The following is a 21,751-nucleotide window of genomic DNA, read 5'->3' on the forward strand; positions in this document are numbered from 1 at the left end:
TTTTCACTATAATTCAGTTAGTATTAATCCACTCTCTTTTATAAATCTAGATGGATCCATAAAAGTTCCTCTTACAAACTTACATGAATAAACATATAAATTATCTATAGCTCTTGTAACAGCTACATAATATAATCTTCGTTCTTCTTCTACATCTTCATTATTACAATGAGGTAAGTTATCTTCATTAACATTAATCAAGAAAACATTTTTAAATTCCATACCTTTAACTCCATGAATAGTTGAAAGAATAACAGCATCTTTATCTTCAACTTTACTATTTTCTAATGTTTCAGTATATTCTTTAACATATGATAATAAGTTTATTATTGTTTTATGTTCAGAAGCTATTTCTTGAAATTCTCTTACTATTTCTAATAAATCATCAATATTTACTTTATACTTAATAGAATATTCTTTTAAATAATCGAGATAACCTAAATCATTTAAAATTGTCGCGATAGCATATGATAGAGACTTAGTATTTAAATACTGTATATCTATTTTTAAATCTACTAACTTTTTTTCTTGATATGGTGGCAAATCATTTCTATCAAAATAATTTTCAAATACATCACCTATCTCTAAACCTTTTATTTTTTCTAGAGAACTTCTACTAACATATCTAAATGGTTTATTTATTATTCTAAAAAAACTTTCTATATCATTGGTTTTTATTGATAATGATAAATAAGCTAGAATATCTTTACATATGAAATGATCAAAGAAATTATATGCTCGATCAAGATATCTAAAAGGTATATCACTTCTTATTAAATTATCTACTATAATTCTGCTTTCTTCATTAGTCCTATATATTATTGCAAAATCACTAAATGAAATCCCTTTATTTTCATTTTTTATTAATTTTATTTTACTTGTAATATCTTTACCTTCAATATCTTCTTTATCTGCAATAATGTATTTTACTACACCTTTTTCATTTCTATAACTTTCTATTGTTTTGTCATTTCTACTTTCATTATATTTTATTACATCCCTAGACAAGTCTACTATTGATTTAGCACATCGATAATTTTTCTCTAAAAATATTTTTTCACCATTATCAAAAAAATCTGAGAACCTTACCATCGGCTCAGGATAAGCTCCTCTAAATGAATATATACATTGATCTTCATCTCCTACAGCATATATATAATTTTCTTTATTTATAAGCTGTAAAAATTCTATTTGATTTTCATCACAATCTTGAAATTCATCTACCAGAATATATTTAAACAATTTTCTATATGACTCTAGTAACATTTCATTATTATATAAAAGATCTAAGGCTCTAATTTGTAAATCTTCAAAGTCATATAATCCTGCTGACTCCTTGAAATTCTCATAATCGTTATATATCTTTAAAAAAATCTCTTTATCTATTGATGTTTGAAATGACTCTTTACTATATCTTTTAGATTTATATGTACCAATAGCACTTATCATTTCTTTAATCTTATCTTCACCAACATCTTTTAAGTGTGTATACAAACCTTTTTTAACTATATTATATGTATCATTAGTAGAAATCATCTTTATTTCTTCTTTTCTACTTAAAATTTTATAAAACAACCCATGAAATGTTCCAAAAAATGGAGTCTTAACTTTTTTAGTTTCTTCTTTATATCGCTTTTTCATTGAAACAGCAGCATTTTTAGTAAATGTTAATATTATTATATTATTTTCACTTACACCTTTCTCTTCAATTAGATACTGTACCCTTTTTAGAATCACTGTAGTTTTTCCAGCCCCCGGTGCAGCAACCACTAAGGCATTACAATCCTTAAAATTTATAGCATCAATTTGATTTTTATCTAATTTCATCTATTATCTCCTAATAATATATTACTTTAGTATTATATTATAAAATTATAACCATTTTAAAGTTTATATAAATCATTTTATATAATTTCATTTTGAAATTTAGTGATTATTTGCAAATCTAATATACTTATGCTACACTTTCAACATCAAATATTTTAGGAGTTTACTATGAACTTAAATTTTATAATAAATGATTCTGCAATAACGGAGTTAAAAAAACTATTAAATAATAATCCTCAATATAAATATATTAGACTTTCTTTAGAAAAAGCATGTCACTCCAAATATACCGTCGGTATTACTCTTGATTATGAAAAAAGTGAGTCCAGTGATATTTATGTAGATTATTATGGTATATCTATTATTTATAATGAAAATATCAACAAATACTTCAAAGATATCACTGTTATTTTCGAAGAAGATACATTTAAAATTAAATCTACTGCAATAAATAATAACTGTTCATCTTGCAACTGCAAAAAAGGTTGCTCATCTTGTCCTTCTTCTAAAAATGGCAATTGTAGTGGATGTAAAAATAATAGATAGAAAATATAGAACTGTCGCACGGAAAAAGCTGCTACACTCTTCGTGCAACAGCTCATTCTTTATTATAATGAAATAACTTCTAAATCCTCTATCGCCTTATTCACTAGTCCTTCGATGTCTAACGCCTCTTCAGAAGCTTCTATATGTTTTAGAACCGGTCTTGTTTTAGGATGCTTTGGAACAAAAATCGTACAACAATCTTCATATGGTAATATTGAAGTATCATATGTACCTATTTCTCTAGATATATCAATTATATCTTCTTTATCCATAGAAATAAGTGGTCTAAAAGCAGGTCTATCTGAAACATTATCTGTAACTACAAGACTTTCCATAGTTTGTGATGCTACTTGACCTATACTTTCACCAGTTGTAACAGATTCAAACTTTTCACTTTCAGCAATTTTACATGCAACTCTCATCATGAATCTTCTCATAATTATTGTTAATTCATCTTCTCTACATTTTTTCATTATTTCCATTTGAATTTCAGTAAATGGTACTACAAATAACTTCATTTCACCTGTATAATTCTTAAGAATTCGTGCAAGTTCTACAACCTTTTCTTTAGCCCTTTCTGAAGTATATGGATGTGAATGATAATAAACTGCTGATACTTTCACTCCTCTTCTTGCCATAAGATATCCCGCAACTGGTGAATCTATTCCTCCTGAAAGCATAAGAACAGTACCTCCATTAGTACCATATGGCATTCCACCTACAGCTTTTACTTTTTTAGAATATACATAAGCTGCCTTCTTTCTTACCTCTATATAAATTTTATTTTCTGGTTCTCTCACATCTACAGAGAGACTAGAATCACTTTGTAAGATTTGTGATCCTACATATCTACTAAGCTCCATAGAATTCATTGGAAATTCTTTATTTGCTCTATTACTTTCAACTTTAAATGTTCCACCATTTAATTCTTTAGCACATGAAATTGCTGTATTACATATAGCTTCTAATTGAACTTCACATTCATCTACTATACAAATTTCTTTTACTCCAAAAACTTTGCTTACCTTTTCTACAAGCAAATCTATATCTTCAGAATATATAAATGTTCTTCCATCATCTCTAATAAATTCATAAGGAACATCCTTTAAAACTTTTTTTATATTTTCCATAAGCTTTTGTTCAAACTTATTTCTATTTAATCCCTTTAAAAAAATCTCTGATGCATATTTTACTAAAATTAATTTTCTCATCTTTTTATTCTCCTTAAAAATGTTAATGACTGTTTTAATATTTCTATAACTTTATCTACTTCTTCTATTTTATTATCTTCTGAAAATGAAAATCTTATAGCTCCTTCAATATATTTGTTATTCAATCCCATTGCCTTAAGAACATAACTTCCACTTCTTGCTGAAAGTTTAGATGTACAAGCTGATCCTGTAGCAACATATACATCTTCTTCTTCTAATAAATGCAATAGTACTTCTGCTCTAATTCCTTCAAAAGATACATTAAGAATATATGGAGAAAACATTTCATCTACTGGGCTATTTATATGTGAACCATCTATCTCTTTTAATCTACTAATCATATATTCTTTTAATTTTAATACATAATTAAAGTTCTTATCTCTATTTTCACTTACAATTCTAGCTGCTTTCTCCATACCTATAACTCCTGCTATATTTTCAGTACCAGCTCTTAGACCTTTTTCTTGACTTCCACCTTTAATAATAGAGTTTAAGTTTAACCCAAATTTAATATAACAAAATCCGACTCCATTTGGTCCGTGAATCTTATGACCTGATGCAGTAAGTAAATCTATGTCCATATCTTTTACATCAATTGTAATTTTTCCGAAACTTTGTACTGCATCTACATGAAATTTAGCTCTTTTACTACATGATCTTATCGTCGCTGCTATACTTTTAATATCTTGAATAGATCCAACTTCATTATTAACATGCATTATAGAAACTAAAACCGTATCTTTACAAATTGCTTTAGTTAATTGTTCTAAAGATATTTGCCCCTTATTATCTAAGTCAAGATAAGTAACCTTTACCCCGTATTTTTCCAACTCCTCTGAAACCTTAAGTACTGAATGATGCTCAAACCTAGTTGTTATTAAGTGATTTCCTGGTTTCAACAATCCCTTTAATATAAGATTATTTCCTTCACTTCCACCTGATGTGAAAAACACTTCATTTTTACCACAATTTATTATATTAGAGATACTTTCTCTACTTTTATCTAATCTTTTTTCGCATTTTACACCCATTTTATGAATAGATGATGGATTTGCAAAATACATTCTCATTCCATCTGCTACTTCACTTATTACTTCTTCATAAGGTTTAGTAGTAGATGCATTATCAAAATAAATCATATCTTTGCTCCTTTTTTATATTTCCTATAGGCTTTCTTGGTTATTAGAAAAAACTTATCTATTAATATATAATAACAGAAATTTATTATATATTAAAGTTATATTCATAACCTTATGTAACTTCGTGCATAATAATTCTATACATTATTTTAGGAGCTGTTATTAAGTGAAATTTTTTAATCGTGATAAATTCAAACAAATACTTTTCATATTGGTAGGATGTACTATTAATTCTCTAGCAATAAATATCTTTTTAGTAAACGCAAATCTCTTAAGTGGTGGCGTTTCTGGTATAGCTTTAATTGTACAGTATTTAACCTCTATTCCTGCAGGATATACTACATTAATTTTAAATATACCACTTTTAATACTAAGTTATTTTAAAATAAATAAGTCTTTCACATTCTTCACCATTATAGGCACATTAGGATCTGTTGTTACACTAATACTTACAACAAATATGCAAAAATTTATAACTCTCAAGGATCCATTACTATTATCTATATATGGAGGTGTACTACAAGGAATTGGGATTGGCATAGTTTTTGTTTATAATGGATCTACAGGCGGATTAGATATAATAACTGCCTTAATAAAAAAACATAAGGAAGATATTAACATAGGAACAGTTTCTTTCCTCTTAAATGGTATTATCGTTCTAATTGGCTGCTTTATTTTCGGGATTTCAATAGCATTATACACATTATTACTTATGTATATAAGCAGTTTTACTCTTGATAAAACCATTCAAATATTTAATAGAAAAAGACTTGTTTTAATAATTTCAGACAAAGAACCAGAAGTAACTAGGCGTATTATGGATAAAGTTCAAAGAGGTGTCACTCTACTTTATGGTGAAGGTGCTTATACAAAAGAAAAACGTAACATTATATATACTATTGTTGAAATTTCACAATTACCTGCTGTTAAACAAATAGTTCGTAATGAAGACATTAATGCTTTTATAACTGTATTAGATGTAAGTGACGTAGAAGGATTAGGATTTAAGAAAAATTTGCCGTTATAATAAGTTAGCCATCAAAGTTATTAATACTCTGATGGCTATATACTACATTGTTTTAAAAAATTCGGATAATATTTTTTCTTCAATATCAGAAAAACTATATTCTTTTAAATTTTTTTCCTTAATCCAACTGAATTCATTAATATCAGCACTGCATACTATTTGTTCTTTTAACTTTCCAGAGAAAACAATATTTTTATTATCTCCTTCTTCATATACTTTGTAAGGAAGCAAATCAAAAATGTTACACTTTAAATCCTTACCTACAGCTTTTGTTATGTACTTTTCAGGATCTTGTTTTTCTGTTATGTCTTTACTTAATATAGACCAAACTTTTGGCTCGAATTTTTTACTTTTTCCCTTTTGTACTATTAATACGTTCTTAAAATCATCATAAATAATAATGGAACTTTTTATTTTTTTACCCATATATGTATCCCCCTTTAATAAACAAGCTGCCCCTAGTTTAAAAAGTTACTCTCATATACATATTATATAATCATACAAGATAAATATAAATACTTTTTTAGAATTTTTGATTAATTTTTGGATAAATTTATTAACTCCTTAGAAAACTAAGGAGTTAATTGCTATATTATGTCTTTTTTGGAATCGATAAAAGTAAAATCTTCCATAATAATAGAAGTAGTATAAACTTTAATACCATCATTATTGAAATAACTTCCAGTGCTAATCTTACCTTCTACTGCTAACTTTTGACCTTTATGTACATTTCTTGATAGAATTTCAGCTTTTTTACCAAATGCCACTACATCGACAAATGTTGTTTTTTTCTCTTTAGTTGATATTACATATTCATTAACAGCTAATGTAAATCTTGTATATGGAATTTCTCCGTCCTTAGATTTACATAATTCCAACTCTCTAGTTACATTGCCTATAAGACTTACTCTATTCATATTCACATTCCTCCTTGAGATTACTGATATCTACATTATTAACACAAATGTATGTTCTCTATACACTTTTTTAAAAAAATTTTAAAAATTATTAATTCCGTGATAAACTTATTATATAAAATATAGGAAAAGGTGATAAAATGAGTAATATAATTAAGAATGTTACAGATATAATCGGTAATACACCATTAATGGAATTATGCAAACTTAACAAACTAAATAATTGTAACTCCACAATACTTGCAAAACTAGAATTTCTTAATCCTGGTGGAAGTATAAAAGATAGAATAGCATTATCTATGATAGAAGACGCTGAAAAAAAAGGATTAATTAATAAAGATACTACTATTATTGAACCAACTAGCGGAAATACTGGAATAGGCCTTAGCTGTGTAGCTGCATCTAAAGGATATAAAGTAATACTAACAATGCCTGATACAATGAGCATAGAAAGACGTACTCTTTTAAAGGCTTACGGTGCTGATGTAATTTTGACAGATGGAGATTTAGGAATGCAAGGTTCCATTGATAAAGCTAATGAATTGGCAAAAGAGATTGGTAATGCCTTTATCCCTCAACAATTTTGTAATAGTTCAAATGTACAAGCACATAAACTTAAAACTGCAGAAGAAATATGGAAAGATACTGATGGAAATATTGATTTCTTTATAGCTGGTGTTGGTAGTGGCGGAACTTTGACAGGGGTTGGTCAGTATCTTAAAGAAAAAAATCCAAACATACAAATAGTAGCTGTTGAACCTGCATCTTCTCCATTATTATCTGGTGGAAAATCAGCTCCACACAAACTTCAAGGATTAGGAGCAAATTTTATACCTGAAATATTAGATATGTCAATAATAGATAGAATTATACCTGTCTCTAATGATGATGCTTATAAAATGACTAGAGAAATTGCAAGAGTAGAAGGATTGTTAGTTGGTATTTCATCTGGTGCCGTAATGCATGCTGCATTATCTCTAGGAAAAAAATTTAAAAATAAGACAATAGTAACAGTATTTGCAGACTCTGGTGAGCGCTATCTTTCTACACCTAACTTATTTAAATAGAAATTTAAAAGGAACATATCTACCACAATAAATTTTCGTCATAGATAGTTCCTTTTTTAGAACACAAGATATTGCACAGGTTAGAAGGCACAGGGCACAAGTAAGGTTAATTTTCCCTATCAGGAATTTCATCCATACCTGTGCCTTGTGCCATCATACTTATACCCAAGCCTCTCTTTTCTTATAATTCATCATAATCATCTAAGAAGCTTTTTTCAATTCCATCTTTCTCATATCCAATAATAGTATTTAAATTCACATTATGAACACTTCTAAATATATTTAACTCTATGTTAGGATTCATTTTTCTAAACTTTTTGATAAGTACTTTCATCTCTTGTCTTTTTGAGCCCCCACCACTGTCACCTAACATACAATTTTCAGTTAATCTACAAGCACATTTTATAAATTTTAATTCATTACTATTTTGCCAAGTTATAATATCCTGTTCTCTTATTAAATATAGCGGTCTTATAACTTCCATACCTTCATAATTCTGACTATGTAGCTTTGGCATCATTGTTTTTAACTGACCGTTGTATAGCATACTCATCAAAATAGTTTCTATAACATCATCAAAATGATGGCCTAAAGCTATTTTATTACATCCTAGCCTCTGTGCATGCTTATATAAGTACCCTCGTCTCATTCTAGCACATAAATAACAAGGAGATTCATCTATTTCTGCTACAATATCATATATTTTTGTTTCAAATATAGTTATAGGAATATTTAATAGCTTTGCATTATCTTCAATAATCTTTCTATTATATTCATTATACCCAGGATCCATAACTAAAAATTCTAAATCAAACTTTATATGTCCATGAACTTGTAATTCTTGCATACATTTTGCAAGAAGCATTGAATCCTTTCCACCTGATATACAAACAGCTATTTTATCGCCTTCTTTTATTAGTTCATATTCTTTGATTCCTTTAATAAACTTAGACCAAATTTTCTTTCTATATTTTTTTATAATACTTCTTTCAACTTCTTTATACTTTTCCATACTACATCCTACTCATTTATTAATTTTTCATAACACTTTTTAAATTTTTCTAAAAACACTTTAATATCTTCTTCACTAACAAGATGACTAAGACTTATTCTTATTGCACCCATCGCTCTTTTTCTATCCTTAGTTATAGCAAAAACTGGTTTAGATACAGTGTTTGTTGCGCAACAAGCAGCTTTAGTAGCTATATAGATACCATTTTTTTCAAGTTCATCTTGAATCCTATTAGCCTTTATTCCTTTTATACTTATGTTTAATATATAAGGACTAGCTTTTTCACTACTATTTATAAGTACTTCTTTATATTTTAAAAATTCTTTTCTTAATATATTATTCAAACATTTTACATAATTATATCTTTCATCTAAATTGCTAATAGCTATATCTATAGCTTTTTCTGTTGCAAGAATCATTGCTACATCTGGTGTACCACTTCTAAAAATAGTAGTACTAGTTCCTCCATGAATTATAGGCTCCATCCTAATTTCTTTCTTTTTTATAACTACTCCTGACCCATTTAATCCATAAAATTTATGAGCTGTGAAAGTAACTAAGTCCATATTATTCATATCAATATTCATTTTACCTAATGCCTGAGTAGCATCTACATGTAAAAAACAATTTTCATATTTAGAAATCACCTTAGATACCTGATCTATTGGTTGAATAATCCCTACTTCACTGCCAACATAACATATTGAAACTAATATAGTATCTTTTCTAATCAACTCTTCTAAGTGATCTAAGTCTATAGTTCCATCACTTAATACATCTACAAAATCTATCTCATATCCCTGATTTTGAAGATCTACCATTGCCGCTGTTACCGATGAATGTTCTAAATAAGTTGTAATTATATGCTTTCCATAACTTCTATAAGCTTTAGCCACACCTTTAATAGCTAAATTATTGGCCTCTGTTCCACTAGAAGTATATATTATATCTCTTTCTTTTGCATTAAGAAGATTCGATATATTCTCTGTAGCTGCATCTATCGCTCCCTTTGCATCTCTTCCAAGCTTATGACTACTATTAGGATTACCCAAATATGCCTTTGACGCCTCACAGAATACCTGAAGTACCTCTTCATCTACTGGTGTATTAGCCGCATAGTCTAAATATATCATTGAACGATTCACCTCTTAACTTTAATAATTACTTCTTCGCTTGTTCTATTTTTTCTGCTAATTCATTTAAATAAGTCCATCTATCATACTTTTCACTAAGTTCTTTTTCTACTTGTTCTTTTTCCTTTAAAAGATCATTTAATGTTCCATAACTACTAGCATTTTCTTCTATACTTTTATCTAATTCTTTAATCTTTTCTTCTAAATTTTCTATAACTTCATCTATTGTTTCATACTCTCGTTGCTCATTAAAAGAAAATTTTAATGCTTTTTCAGACTTTGGTTTTTCTTTTTTTTCCTTAATTTCTGAAACTTTTTCTTCTTCTAATTGTCTAAACAATAAATACTCATTATATCCACCATGTAAAATATCAATTTCATTAGCTGATTTAAAATAAAAAATCTTATTACAGATCCTATCAATAAAATACCTATCATGAGATACTGTTATCACCGGACCATCAAATGAATCCAAATAATCTTCCAAAATTGTAAGTGTCGTAATATCTAAATCATTGGTAGGTTCATCCAACAGTAAAATGTTAGGTTCACTCATAAGTACTCTAAGTAAATATAATCTTCTTTTTTCTCCTCCAGATAATCTTTTTACTTCAGTATATTGAATCTCTGGTGTAAATAGAAATTTTTCTAACATAGCAGATGCTGTTATTTTTTCTCCACTAGCTGTTTCAAGATATTCTCCTACTTCCCTTATATAATCAATAACTCTTAATTCACTATCAATAAAACGATTTTCTTGTGAAAAATACCCTATTTTTACTGTCTCACCTCTAATAATTTCACCATTATCAACAGATAATTCTCCCGCTATAAGATTCATTAATGTAGACTTTCCTCTTCCATTCTCTCCAATTATACCTATTCTATCTTTTCTTAAAAGAATATATGAAAAATCTTTTACTATTTTCTTATCCCCAAAACTCTTAGAAACATTATTAATTTCAACTAATTTTTTACCTAATCTACTACCTTTTATATCAAAATCTACTTCCTGATCTTCACTATCATATTTTATTTCTGATATTTCTTTAAATCTATCTAATCTAGCTTTTTGCTTAGTACTTCGTGCTTTTGCACCTCGCTTTACCCACTTTAGCTCATTTCTTAAAAAGTTTTGTCTCTTCTCTTCTGAAGACTTTTCTAATTCTTTTCTTTCTATTTTCTTTTCTAAAAAATACGAATAATTTCCATCATAACTATATAAATTTCCTTTATCTAGCTCTATAATTCTATTAGTTACTCTATCTAAAAAATATCTATCATGAGTTATCATCAATAGTGATCCTTTTCTAGAGTTTAAGTACTCTTCCAACCATCCTATAGTCTCGCTATCTAAATGATTTGTAGGCTCATCTAAAATGAGAAGATCACAAGGCCTAATTAATGCTGATGCCAAAGCAATTCTCTTTTTTTGACCTCCAGATAAATTTGAAACTTTCTCTTCAAAATTTGTTATTCCAAGCCTAGTAAGTATAGTTTTTGCTTCTCTTTCCATATCCCATAAATTAAGATCATCCATAGGCTCTTGAGCTTCTATTAGTTTATTACTTAACTCCTCATAATCACCTTGTCCACTAGATAACTTAGAAACAATATTTTCATATTCTCTAAGAGCTTTCATTTCAATAGTATCTCCATAAAATACTGCTGTTAATACTTTATCTTCATCATTAAAATCAACATCTTGAGGTAAATACTCACATCTTAATTTGTTAACTCTAGTAATTTTACCATCATAAAATTCATCTAATCCAGCTACTATTTTTAAAAGAGTCGATTTTCCCGTTCCATTAACCCCTATAATTCCTATCTTTTCACCTTCATTAATACCAAAAGATATATTATTAATTATTTGTTTTTCACTATAACTTTTACTTATATTCTCTAAAGTAATTAAGTTCATTGTTTTCTCCTTTAATTATTTTTAATTATTCCAACTGCTTGCCCTATAATTCTAATTTCGTTAAGTCCAAAATTCATAGGAGCATAATTATCATTTTCAGAAATAAGCGTAGCCATACCATTAGCTATCTTTACAGTTTTAAGAGTAGCATTTCCATCTATCTCTACAGCACAAATATCTCCGTTTTCTACAGTATTATTTCTTTCAATTACAACTTTATCTCCATTGTTAATTCCTACATTTATCATAGAGTCCCCATCAATGGTAAGAATAAAATGTTCCTTATTTTTTGTAAGAACACTATTAGGTAGATACATTTCTCCTGTTTCTTCTTCTGAAATGAATATAGGCATACCTGCTGCTATATGTGAAAACACCTTAACTTTTGAAACTTCACTATCAGCAAGTTCTTCTTCTTTCCCATTAACATTTATAAGCATATTCTTCGGAGCTGATATATCTCTTAAAAGATTTATCACCTTATTCTTCTTACAATCCACATAAGTAAATGATTCTATTCCTTTATTACTTACAAATCTTCTATCTTCTAGCACTCCAACTGGAAGCTTATTTACAAATTTAGATTCTTTTCCATATCCAACCAAATATAGTTCATTTTCTGCCATAGATATTTCATCAATAAGAATTTTCTTTTCTTTTATAGTACTGTAATTTTCATTATTAAAATTAGTTACTATAACTACTTTGGAACTAATGCCTAATACATCATCAAAGACTGCTAATTTTATTTTATCTCCGTTACTATATAAAGAATTTTTAATTCTTCTACATGGTATCTTACTATTTATGAAGTAAAGCTTACCCTTTCTAAGTTCTTCTTCATTCTTAAATAAAACAATAATATCTTCATATTTATATCTTAAAGATATATTGTTTTTAATTAAATCTCTTATTGCTAAAAAACTCTTTCCCATATCATCGTATATAAGATGATATGGTATATTTATATTTTTCTCTAATATATTCTTATTACCTTTAAAACCTTTAATAAGATTTCTTATTTCTTCACTTGATCTTATGTTATTTCTCAAATTATAAGTTTTCTCAAAAGAAACATCTTTAATATTTCTTTTGGAAGTAATAGTAATTGTACTTATACTACTGTCTTTTCTTAAAGTATATATAAATTTCCTTTGCTTCTCTGTTAAAAATTCTCCATCATCAATTGCAATATGAGTATATATATCATTATTATCTAAAAACTTTTCTATAAGTTCTATATCTATTACATCTTTAATATATACATTATTTTTAAATATAAGCTTTTTAAATATTTCAGAAACATTAAAAAGTAATTCTCTATTATGTGAATTCTTTTTTGCCTTAACATAAGAAACTTTTCTTCTTCCTTCTATGTATTGTTTTCTACTTATGTTAGATGATAGAATTTCACATACTTCTTTTTCGATATTCTCAATATTACTAATTCTAAATATCTTACTATTTTTTAAATCTCCTTTTATACTATCTATTGCTTCTAATAATATCTCTCTTTTTTTGTCACCACTACATAAATTAATTCCTTTTACTTTTAATAAATTTTCTACTAATTCATCATAAGTATAAAAATCCACTTTTATATTAAGAAATGAAAAAAGAGTTTCTTCTCTTTCTTGTTCTTCAAATAATTTTAATCCTATAGATTTTGATAGTTTATTCTTAAATAAAACCAATATAGAATCTCCATCTTCTACAGAATACTTATTAATATATTCATTAACTCTATTTATAAGATAAGTGCTTTTACCACTTCCACTTACCCCTTTTACTAATATATTATTATATAATCTATCTTTACACATAAGCTCAATTCTAGAATTTAACATATTATCACCTCAACAATTAGATATATTATAACATATTATTTCTAGGTTCTTAAGCAGTTATTTTATTCTATTAGTGCTAATATGGCCATTAAATTATCAAATGAATATATTTCTTTATTTTCTAAATATCCAAATGCACCTTTTAAGTCTCCTTCATCAATTTTATATAGTGATAACTTTTCTTTTAACTTATTATATAAATTAGTTTCTCTACTATTTCTAGCTACCATTGCTACTACGGAATATATAGCAGTTGATTCAACTTTTGAGGTAGCCTCTCCTGTTTCTGAAGAATATGTACTACATAAAAAACCATCTTTATTTAACTTATCTTTTACCCAATATAAAAATTTACTTGTATCTTCTCCTACTTCACTTTTATACAAATAAATCATCGAAGTTAATAACAAATCATTATTTTCCTCCTTTGAATACTCTTCCTCATTTATATTATATGATTTTCTATAAAGTGGAATAGCATCTGAGATATATCCACCCTCTACTATTTTCTTGCTTTTTTCTTCTATTTCTTTATAGTCTTTATCTACATCGGCCAGAATAGAAAGTGCCCCTAAATCCATATATGATAATGTAACTGTATCGCTTAATATTCCATTATCATTAAAATCCACTAAACATCCTTTATATACAGAATTATTCTTTATACCCTCTGATAACTTAAAAAATACTTTTCTATATTTAGCATCATCAAATCTTTTATATGCTAAGGCACTAGCTTTTACTATTCTAAGATCATCAATAGTAGATGATACCATACTCTTCTTTTCTCCCCTAACTCTCCAACTTACTAAATTATTTTCCATCATCATATTTTCTATTATTTTTAAATGAGTATCAGCAATATCTTTATTACCAGTTTCTACTCCATATAACATCATCAATCCTTCTGATTCAGATAAAACATAATGACCTTTTGTTTCATCTCCTGCACTCTCTTTTTCTAAATAATTCGTATATATACCATTTACATCTGAAAGATTGTTATTAATAAATTTCACTGTATCTTCGACTTCCAAAATCTTGTTGTGTCCATTTATAGGTAATTTAAATTCTAATTTGTTATTCATCGCTATAATACTACCTATCCCCCCTAACATTACGATTATTGCAATAATAATTATTTTTTTCTTTTTCACAATCATCACCTTCTTTTATCATATTTTTTATTATATCCATAATTTTATGTAATATATTCTTTAACATGTATTTTATACTTCTAATACATCAAATTTAAAATATTAAAATCATTTAAAAGAATTAAAATTTAAAAATAATATTCTAAATATAAATAAGGAAAGGGTAGCGTTTGCCTTCGCTACCCTTTCCTTATTCATTCTTTTTTTTCTTAGTCAGTCTTTTTTTTATTCAGACAATTAATGTTCCAGTAAAAAAAAGATTGACTATTTGAATTTAAAACACGAATCGTTATAAAGATAGATGAATAGCGGTCTAAGAGGGAGTTCAAAAAAGAAAGAAAAGTCTGACAATATAATAAAGATTGAACAGAAATCAGGCTCTTTTCCTCTAATTTTTCTCTCTTTTCTTCCCTTTTATTATCTTTATTTTTTATTCATTATTCCTTCTCTTATATTTTCCTTTATTCCTTTCTAGCCCTTTATTCTTCTATGTTTTCTTTCTGTTTTTTTATTTTTGTTTTCATTATTGATTTCATTAAATTAGGGTAGCTCTTCTCAGAGCTACCCTTTCCTTATTCAGTCTTTTTTTTCTTATTCAGTCTTTTTTTTATTCAGACATAAAACTCACATTAGTAGTTATTTTCACACATATATGTAAATATGATACTAGGCTTTAATGAATATGAATCAGTTACAGATGTTGCATAATGTTGGAATTGCCATTTTTGCTTTAGTGGAGTTGGTGTAGTTGCATTAAACATATCCACCTCAAAAATAGATGGTCCTGTAGATCTATACCATGACTTACCATATACACATATACTTCTTGTCTTTCCAGAAGCATTATACTTATTAGTCTCAGTTCCACCTAAAGATATTGTTTTAACTATTGCTGAATCTGGAATAGATGATACATTGCTTAAATCAAAAGTTTGAATACTTGAGTATCTACTATATGTTGTTAGTTTTGTTGTTGAAAGAGACTTCGTATATGTCTTTGTTGTATAATCAGGAGCTCCTACTAACATTGTATATGCAACTTTTTCAGTTATTTCATCATCTGAAGAGATTCTTATATAATATGTACCTGCATTTGACACATCGAATTTTCCTTGTCTCTTAAGCGATTTACCAAATTTATTTTCATATACCTTACTTTTTTCAGAATTAAATACTGTAGCTGTAACTGTAACATATGGAGCATAAATTGTTAATGTTTTTGTTCCTTCTGAAAGATTAACTTTGTACCATCCAGCATCTCCTGTACTCTCTAAAAAACAACTTGATTCTCTCTTTGGAAATAGTCTCAAAGAATCATAAATTGTATTTTCTGTTAGTTGAAACGCTGTTTCCTGTGTACTATTGTCTACATTTTGAGAATCAGTATATACATATGCAGCAGATGCAGTTGTATTTAACATACTAGTAAATAATAAAAAACAGATAGATGATATCAATACCATTGTAAATATTCTCTTTTTCTTCATATTTTTTCCTCTTTTATAGATAATATACTATCATACAATGTATTATTTGTCTATATTTTTACGTTTTATGTAATATATTTAATTATATATATATTTTTTATATAATTTAGTTAAGTTTTCCTTTTTTGTTACGATAATAATAAAAACATTATTCTTTTATAACAATATATTATTTAGGAGAGGAGATAAAAATAATGTATATAAATCGCAATGTATGTAATAGTAATCTAATCAGTACTTACATGAAAAATTTAAATACTTCTAATACCACTAATTCATATAAAAAAACTACTAGTAACTTGTTAAGTAAAAATTCTAATACGTCAAATTTAAAATATTCAAATCGTTTAAAAGGTAATTTAACAGAATTAAAATTTGAAAATAATATTTTAAACATAGAACGAAATACTCCTTACAAAGTAAAAACTCTATTACATGGCTATTCAGACATAACAATTACTAATTCTGGAGTGGAAAGACTTTCTTCTATATTAAATCCAGATGTAGATTATAGAGATTATCTATCAACCGATGAAATAGAAGATTCAGGTAGAGTATTTGATTTTATCAACATATTAAACAAAAATATTTCATATGATGAAAAAATAGACTTAATTAGAATTTTCTTTCCTCAAACAAAAGAAGGTAAAGCAATTCTTGAAGGAATGGGGGCAGAAACAAACAATTACATTTCATTAGATGGTGGAGAAAATTATGTATATTTTGATGAAAGCGGTTGGTTATATACTAATGAAGAATTGATGAATTTAAGAAATGGTTATTTGAATGAAAACTTCTTCAAATTAGGATTTACTAAAGATTCAAAAATGATTATCGATGGCACAGAATACAAATTAAACGATAACGGATATATTACAGGTATACCAGAAGATGCTATTTGCACCCCTTCCCATGTAGAATTAATTAAGTAGAATATAAATATTATACAAATTAAGGGTAGCGTTTTGTAGCGCTACCCTTTCCTTATTCATTCTTTTTTTTTCTTAGTCAGTCTTTTTTTTATTCAGACAATTATGTTCCAGTAAAAAAAAGATTGACTATTTGAATTTAAAACACGAATCCTTATAAAGATAGATGAATAGCGGTCTAAGAGGGAGTTCAAAAAAGAAAGAAAAGTCTGACAATATAATAAAGATTGAACAGAAATCAGGCTCTTTTCCTCTAATTTTTCTCTATTTTCTTCCCTTTTATTATCTTTATTTTTTATTCTTGTTTTCATTATTGATTTCATTAAATTAGGGTAGCTCTTCTCAGAGCTACCCTTTCCTTATTCATTCTTTTTTTTTCTTAGTCAGTCTTTTTTTTATTCAGACAAATTAATCTAACTTATGGATAAATAATCCACTTCTAAGTTTAGGCTCAAACCATGTAGATTTTGGCGGCATTACTTCACCATTATCAGCTATATTCATTAATTCATCAATGGTTGTAGGATATAAAGCAAAAGCTACACCATTATACTTATCACCTAGTCGTTCTAGTTCCTTAAGTCCTCTTATTCCACCTACAAAATCAATCCTCTTATCTGTTCTAGGATCATTTATTCCTAGTATAGGACATAAAAGATTATTTTGTAGAATAGAAACATCTAATGCTTCTAAAACAGTATCTTGAAATGTATCTTCTTTTGCCCTAATCTTATACCATTCTTTGTTTAAATACATTCCAAACACATGTTTTTCTCTCGGTTTAAAACTTCCATAAGCTTTCTCTACATCGAATTTTTCCTTTACCTTCTCTAATAATTCATTAGCTGTTAATCCATTTAAATCTTTAACAACTCTATTATAATCCATTATTTTTAGGTCTGAGCTAGGGAATAACACTGAAAGAAAATAATTAAATTCCTCATCACCCTTATAACTTCTTACCAAATCTCTTCTAAGTTCACCAACTTTTACTGCTGATGCTGCTCTATGGTGTCCATCAGCTATATACGTACAAGGAACTTCTTTGAATAAACTCACAAGAGTATTTATTCTATCCTTATTGCTAACACACCATACAATATGTTCCACACCATCTTCTGCTAAAAAGTCCACATTTGGTTCTTCACTTGTAATTTCTTCAACTAACTTATTAATTTCTTCTTTATCTCTATAAGTTAAGAAAATTGGACCAGTGTGAGCACCACATATATTTACGTGATTAATTCTATCTAGCTCCTTATCTTCTCTTGTTTTTTCATGTTTTTTTATATTATTAGTCAAATAATCATCAATAGATGAACATGCAACTATTCCAGTTTGAACTCTTCTATCCATAATTAATCTATATATATATAATATACTTTTTGAGTCTTCAATAAGTATTCCATTCTCAATGAAACTTTTAAGATTTTCCTTTGCTTTTTCATAAACTCTTCTATCATATATATCAATAGTTTTAGGCAAATCTACTTCTGCTTTATCTATATGAAGAAAAGAATACATATTATCTTTTACAATTTCCCTTGCTTCATCTGAATCCATTACATCATATGGTAATGCAGCTACCTTATGTGCAACGTCTTTTCTTGGTCTATATGCCTTAAACGGCCTTATCATCACCATCTAAATCTTTCCCCCCAAATTCATTAATAATTGCTACTATTTCTTCTCCTATTCTCTTTTGAGCTTCAATAGTAGAACCACCTATATGAGGAGTTGCACTTACCTTTGGATGATTTACTAATTCTGCATTTTCATTTGGCTCTTTTTCAAATACATCTAACGCTGCTCCAGCAATCTCTCCGTTATTTAAAGCATTTAATAATGCCTTTTCATCTACAACTCCACCTCTAGCGCAATTGATTAAATAAGCGCTATTTTTCATAATGTTTAATTCTTTTTCTCCAATTACAGCTCCTACTGATTTTATAAATGGAATATGAAGAGATACAAAATCACTAACTTTTAATAATTCTTCTTTTTCTAAGAATTTATATTCGTCATATCCATCAACTTTTCCAGTAATATCAGTATAAACCACCTTCATACCTAATGCATTTGCTCTTTTTGCAGTTTCTCTTGCAATTCTACCAAATCCAATAAGTCCTAAAGTTTTTCCTCCTAATTCAAATCCTTCATATTTCTTCTTTTCCCATTTTCCTTCTCTCATTGTAACATTAGCTATGTTAATAAATCTAGCTAATGCAAACATATGTCCAATAGCAAGCTCAGCTACTGACGCTGATGAAGCAAGGGGAGTGTTTCTTACAGTTATACCATTTTCTTCAGCATACTTAACATCTATATTGTCTACGCCAACTCCACCTCTTATCACTAATTTTAATTTTCCAGTTTTTAAAGCTTCATCTATAAGTTCTTTTCTTACTTTTGTCGCTGATCTTACTACAATAACATCAACTTCTTTAATCTTATTAAATAAATCTTCACCCTTATATTGATTATCATCTACATCATATCCTAATGCTTTAAGATTCTCTAAAGCTTCTACTTCCATTCCATCATTAACTAATATTTTCATAACAAATAGCCCCCCAAAATTATCTATTTAAGATTTAAAATATCTTCGATATTCTCTAATAGTTCCTTAATATCATCTAAAGTCATTTCAGCCATATGTGCAATTCTAAATGTCTTTTCTTTCAAATCTCCATATCCGTTTGATATAGCAAATCCTCTTTTACCTAATTCTTTATTTAAATCAGCTACTGAAATTCCCCTTGTATTTTTGATAGCTGTCACTGTATTTGATAAGTGTTTTTCATCCCCAAATAAATCAAAATATTTTTTCGCCCAAGCTCTCACATACTTAGCCATTTCAATATGTCTATTAAATCTATTGTCTAATCCTTCTTCTAACATTAAATCAAGAGCATAATCTAAAGCATACATATGTGAAATTGATGGTGTTGATGGATATTGATAATCCTTCTTTTGAATAAAGTTATAAAGTTGTAAAAGATCTAAATAATATCCTCTAAATTCAATTGTTTTTGCTCTTTCTAAAGCTTTCTTAGAAAATGTACAAATTGCTAGTCCAGGAGGCAATCCTATAGCTTTTTGTGAAGATGTAACACAAATATCAATTCCTAATTTATCAACTTCTATCTTGCTTCCAGCTGCAGATGATACTGCATCTATGCAAAATACTACTTCTGGATATTTTTTTACTACTTCTGCAATTTCTTCAATAGGATTCATAATTCCTGTTGATGTTTCATTATGTGTTACAAAAATACTATCATATTTTCCTGTTGATAATGCATCATCTACCATTTCTGGTGTGATTGCTTCTCCCATTTCCACAGCAAATAAATCTGCTGGTACATTGTTGAATTTAGCCATTTCATACCATCTCTTACCAAAAGCACCAATTGAAAATACTGCTGCCCTCTTCTTAGTAGTACAACGAATAGCTCCTTCCATTAATCCACTACCAGATGAAGTAGATAATAATATTTCTTCTTTTGTATAAAATACCTTTCTTAACTTATCACTAATACCTCTTTGAAGTGCTGAAGCATCTTTACTTCTATGCCCTATCATTGGTGTAGCCATTTTTTCTAAAACATCTTTTCTAACTTCTACTGGACCTGGAATAAATAATTTCTTATGCATGAATTTTCCCCCTTAAATTTAAAAATAACAAATTTGCTTCATCATAAGTGTACTACCCCTAATATACTTATGATATATACTTTTATATAACAAAAAAGACATCCTCCCTAAAAGGGACGAATGTCTCGTGTTGCCACCCTAATTGATTACAATATGTTCATTTAGAACAAATTATAATCCTCTCTAATGTTTTAACGGTTTTCTCCGTATTACTCATCGTAATAAGCCTCCAAGGCGGATTCACATTGAACTTGTATCGATTTGCACCAACCATCGACTCTCTTAAACACCTTCTAATGTTACTATTCTCTTCAACAGCTAATATTCATCTTGGTAATATAATACATCAAAATACTGGCACTGTCAACATATTTTTGTATATTTATTCAATTTACCATAATATTGATTTTTATTAGATGTGTCTTATAGAAACACATATGTTCTATAACATAAAACTAATTTATTTTTTTTATTATATTTCTAATAATTTAATAACATATTTGTTTTTTTATTTAATAAAAATATAAATCAAAAATATATCTTTCCTATTTCTCCGATGGTATTTTGTATATAAATACACAAAATATACTTTTTACTCATATGTATCTTTTTAAAGAAAACAAAAATTAGTTTATAAAAAATACTCCAACTGAATATATACAATTACTTAAAACAATCATTATATAAAAAAATAATTTCCACCCAGAGTCACACTAAGCGGTGAAAAATAGGTGGAAATATACTCATATTAAATTCCTGGCTAAATAGCTTACTTCCTAGCTAATTTAACTACACTTTCAACATGGCTCGAGAGGACAGAATAAATGTCATTTGAGTATGCCCGTTCTCGGAAACATATCCACTGCGTTTT

General features: G+C 27.7%; 18 protein-coding genes and 1 other annotated feature. Of the genes, 4 read left to right on the plus strand and 14 right to left on the minus strand.

Annotation, left to right across the window (positions count from 1 at the left end):
* Positions 1-6: 6 nt before the first annotated feature.
* A complete protein-coding gene (locus CM240_RS06650; RefSeq protein WP_051483737.1) occupies positions 7-1,827 on the minus strand; it encodes an ATP-dependent helicase in 1,821 nt (606 codons plus the stop codon).
* Positions 1,828-1,995: 168 nt separating this feature from the next.
* Here CM240_RS06650 and CM240_RS06655 point away from each other — a divergent pair, with 168 nt between their 5' ends.
* On the plus strand, positions 1,996-2,373 hold the full coding sequence (locus CM240_RS06655; RefSeq protein ID WP_044037606.1) for a hypothetical protein: 378 nt from the start codon (positions 1,996-1,998) through the stop codon (positions 2,371-2,373).
* Positions 2,374-2,435: 62 nt separating this feature from the next.
* On the opposite strand, the gene thiI is transcribed toward CM240_RS06655, so the two are convergent.
* Together thiI and CM240_RS06665 are read right to left on the minus strand one after the other, a co-directional pair.
* Entirely contained in the window at positions 2,436-3,584 is a 1,149-nt protein-coding gene (gene thiI / locus CM240_RS06660) for a tRNA uracil 4-sulfurtransferase ThiI (RefSeq protein WP_044037611.1), read from the minus strand.
* Entirely contained in the window at positions 3,581-4,723 is a 1,143-nt protein-coding gene (locus tag CM240_RS06665) for a cysteine desulfurase family protein (RefSeq protein WP_044037614.1), read from the minus strand. Before CM240_RS06665 ends, thiI begins: the two co-directional genes overlap by 4 nt.
* A 166-nt stretch (positions 4,724-4,889) precedes the next feature.
* Between CM240_RS06665 and CM240_RS06670 the strand changes: the two genes are divergently transcribed.
* On the plus strand, positions 4,890-5,750 hold the full coding sequence (locus CM240_RS06670; protein ID WP_044037616.1) for a YitT family protein: 861 nt from the start codon (positions 4,890-4,892) through the stop codon (positions 5,748-5,750).
* 42 nt (positions 5,751-5,792) lie between these two features.
* Here the strand turns inward: CM240_RS06670 and CM240_RS06675 are convergent, their stop codons facing one another.
* Entirely contained in the window at positions 5,793-6,176 is a 384-nt protein-coding gene (locus CM240_RS06675; protein WP_044037618.1) for a hypothetical protein, read from the minus strand.
* 161 nt (positions 6,177-6,337) lie between these two features.
* A complete protein-coding gene (locus CM240_RS06680) occupies positions 6,338-6,667 on the minus strand; it encodes a single-stranded DNA-binding protein (protein ID WP_044037620.1) in 330 nt (109 codons plus the stop codon).
* A 140-nt stretch (positions 6,668-6,807) separates the two neighbouring features.
* Here CM240_RS06680 and cysK point away from each other — a divergent pair, with 140 nt between their 5' ends.
* Positions 6,808-7,734, plus strand: coding sequence for a cysteine synthase A (gene cysK, locus CM240_RS06685; protein WP_044037622.1), 927 nt, complete (start codon positions 6,808-6,810; stop codon positions 7,732-7,734).
* 181 nt (positions 7,735-7,915) lie between these two features.
* Here cysK and CM240_RS06690 read toward each other — a convergent pair whose 3' ends face one another.
* The 6 genes from CM240_RS06690 to CM240_RS16850 all read right to left on the minus strand — a co-directional run bounded on the left by CM240_RS06690 (position 7,916) and on the right by CM240_RS16850 (position 16,294).
* The gene (locus tag CM240_RS06690; protein WP_044037623.1) at positions 7,916-8,746 is read right to left on the minus strand and encodes a tRNA 2-thiocytidine biosynthesis TtcA family protein; all 831 of its coding nucleotides are present in this window, start codon (positions 8,744-8,746) and stop codon (positions 7,916-7,918) included.
* Between the two features lie 8 nt (positions 8,747-8,754).
* The gene (locus CM240_RS06695) at positions 8,755-9,879 is read right to left on the minus strand and encodes a cysteine desulfurase family protein (protein ID WP_044037625.1); all 1,125 of its coding nucleotides are present in this window, start codon (positions 9,877-9,879) and stop codon (positions 8,755-8,757) included.
* A 28-nt stretch (positions 9,880-9,907) separates the two neighbouring features.
* Positions 9,908-11,803, minus strand: coding sequence for an ABC-F family ATP-binding cassette domain-containing protein (locus CM240_RS06700; RefSeq protein WP_044037627.1), 1,896 nt, complete (start codon positions 11,801-11,803; stop codon positions 9,908-9,910).
* Positions 11,804-11,814: 11 nt separating this feature from the next.
* A complete protein-coding gene (locus CM240_RS06705; RefSeq protein WP_044037629.1) occupies positions 11,815-13,650 on the minus strand; it encodes a LexA family protein in 1,836 nt (611 codons plus the stop codon).
* A gap of 62 nt (positions 13,651-13,712) precedes the next feature.
* Positions 13,713-14,807, minus strand: a complete 1,095-nt coding sequence (locus tag CM240_RS06710) for a glycosyl hydrolase family 8 (RefSeq protein ID WP_156930521.1) — start codon at positions 14,805-14,807, stop codon at positions 13,713-13,715.
* 629 nt (positions 14,808-15,436) lie between these two features.
* The gene (locus tag CM240_RS16850) at positions 15,437-16,294 is read right to left on the minus strand and encodes a hypothetical protein (protein WP_051483739.1); all 858 of its coding nucleotides are present in this window, start codon (positions 16,292-16,294) and stop codon (positions 15,437-15,439) included.
* 194 nt (positions 16,295-16,488) lie between these two features.
* On the opposite strand from CM240_RS16850, the gene CM240_RS06720 reads away from it, so the two are divergent.
* Entirely contained in the window at positions 16,489-17,226 is a 738-nt protein-coding gene (locus CM240_RS06720; RefSeq protein ID WP_044037631.1) for a hypothetical protein, read from the plus strand.
* 405 nt (positions 17,227-17,631) lie between these two features.
* On the opposite strand, the gene CM240_RS06725 is transcribed toward CM240_RS06720, so the two are convergent.
* Genes CM240_RS06725 through CM240_RS06735 form a run of 3 tightly spaced genes read right to left on the minus strand, consistent with a single transcriptional unit; the run spans position 17,632 to position 20,880 of the window.
* The gene (locus CM240_RS06725) at positions 17,632-18,867 is read right to left on the minus strand and encodes a DUF1015 domain-containing protein (protein ID WP_044037633.1); all 1,236 of its coding nucleotides are present in this window, start codon (positions 18,865-18,867) and stop codon (positions 17,632-17,634) included.
* Entirely contained in the window at positions 18,845-19,783 is a 939-nt protein-coding gene (locus tag CM240_RS06730) for a D-2-hydroxyacid dehydrogenase (protein WP_044037635.1), read from the minus strand. Before CM240_RS06730 ends, CM240_RS06725 begins: the two co-directional genes overlap by 23 nt.
* 23 nt (positions 19,784-19,806) lie before the next feature.
* Positions 19,807-20,880, minus strand: a complete 1,074-nt coding sequence (locus tag CM240_RS06735; protein ID WP_044037636.1) for a pyridoxal-phosphate-dependent aminotransferase family protein — start codon at positions 20,878-20,880, stop codon at positions 19,807-19,809.
* A gap of 109 nt (positions 20,881-20,989) precedes the next feature.
* Positions 20,990-21,204: a binding site (T-box leader), on the minus strand.
* Positions 21,205-21,751 lie beyond the last annotated feature (547 nt).

The sequence above is a fragment of the Clostridium bornimense genome, from assembly GCF_000577895.1.
GTDB classification, from domain to species: Bacteria; Bacillota; Clostridia; order Clostridiales; family Clostridiaceae; genus Clostridium_AN; species Clostridium_AN bornimense.